The organism is Haladaptatus ordinarius (assembly GCF_054177595.1).
The window spans coordinates 1-1,504 of sequence record NZ_JBPEHH010000252.1; the positions used below are offsets into that span (position 1 = coordinate 1).

Genomic DNA, 1,504 nt, shown 5'->3' on the forward strand with positions numbered 1-1,504 from the left:
AAAAAGCACGAACGAGGATGGACTCGAACCACCGAGGCCACAGAGTGGCCGCCATCGACGACCCAAGGCAGAACATCGATGGTGCTTCTACCAACAAGCAACCCGTTCTCGTCCCGGAAATCCCCGTGGGGCGAGTTGTCTGGTCGCGTCAGGGACGCTGTGGCACGACCAGACGGACGACATGGCGGTTTGACAGGCGTTGGTTCGCTCACGATACTCGAACGTTGCAGGGACATGCCAGCGCGCTCCTGCCACGCTCGCAGTTGTTCCAAAGACCGCATCAAGTGTTGTTATACGGTGCCTACTCGAAAAATAACTGGAAAAGAAAACAACACGAACCGCAAGCAGAGAGACGCCGACTGGAATCGCTGTGGCCGCGAACGTGGTTGAAGACAGCAAGCCGCGAATGAGATGACAGATTCGTCGCTACACGCACGGTCTCTATGAGTTCGATATCGACCCACGAGAACCAGTGACTGAACACGACCCATCGCGAGGCAATCCGCGGCAACACTCGTCGGTGACGCCCGGATACGTATCGAATACGAACGGGTTTGAACCGTCCATCCGTGTTCTTTTGCGGTGGGGTTCTCGTGGTATGCTCCCCCTGACCACGTTGTCATCACTATTGTGAGTGTTCTATGTTTGCTGCGAACGCCACAGCGTCTTCAAGCGTCTTTCCACCGTGATACCGAACGGTTTCATCCCGCCGGTCATAGTCAATGACGCCGGCCGCAGCCAGCTTCGGAAAGTGTTTGTGGTGCAATTCGAGTTTGATCCACGTCGTATCGTCAGGGGTCACCGAGGTGTCCCCCTGAATGAGAAGGCTGACAAGCTCATCGGGCCGCACCTCCTCGTGCGGCTTCGACAAAGCCCTGTTTCTCAAGGTTCTGACTCCACTGCGTACAAAAGTCCTACACACTCCGGCCTAACCCGGTTTCATCGTACTGATGGACATGCGGATGCTGGGCGTACCGCACTGGCACCAGCTCATCGTCTTCGACCTCGAACACGATTTCAGGGTCACTCATCAGGTCACCATACTGCGTGTAATAATGGGCGACACTGAGCCGGGACTCACCGATTTTCTCAATCACCAAGTCCATGTAGCCGTCGTTTTCAATCGTATAGGTTTCTTCTACGTCCATCTCGTCGGGGGTCGTTCCCTTCGCGTCTAAAATGTCGTAAATCGTTTTCATGTCAATTAATTATCTAATATCTATTAGGAAAACAACATTTATATAACACTAGTATACCTTGGATACAAGACTGAGGGCGCAGTAAAAAGGGGCACGATTTGACGACTCATAGGCCACAAGTGAGCATTGAGTAACTTATTGAAATTATTTACAATAGCTATACATTGCTTCAACCCTATTAGTTGTTATACTGGATAAAAATATGTTTAGAGAAAATTACGAGCATCGACAGGAAGCACTCTTTTCTCCCGTCAAAGACCTTCCTGCCGGACCAAAGAAGAAATTACGGAATCACTGGTCTACCC

At 51.4% G+C, this 1,504-nt stretch carries 2 protein-coding genes; both read right to left on the reverse strand.

The genetic code is table 11. From position 1 onward, the window contains the following. Positions 1 to 625 precede the first annotated feature (625 nt). Positions 626 to 922 (reverse strand): DUF7344 domain-containing protein, encoded by a 297-nt coding sequence (locus ACR3FF_RS26975; protein WP_458191160.1) that lies wholly within the window; start codon positions 920 to 922, stop codon positions 626 to 628. Next, positions 915 to 1,199 (reverse strand): DUF6908 domain-containing protein, encoded by a 285-nt coding sequence (locus ACR3FF_RS26980; RefSeq protein WP_458191162.1) that lies wholly within the window; start codon positions 1,197 to 1,199, stop codon positions 915 to 917. The genes ACR3FF_RS26975 and ACR3FF_RS26980 overlap by 8 nt, the downstream gene beginning before the upstream one ends. Positions 1,200 to 1,504: the final 305 nt, after the last annotated feature.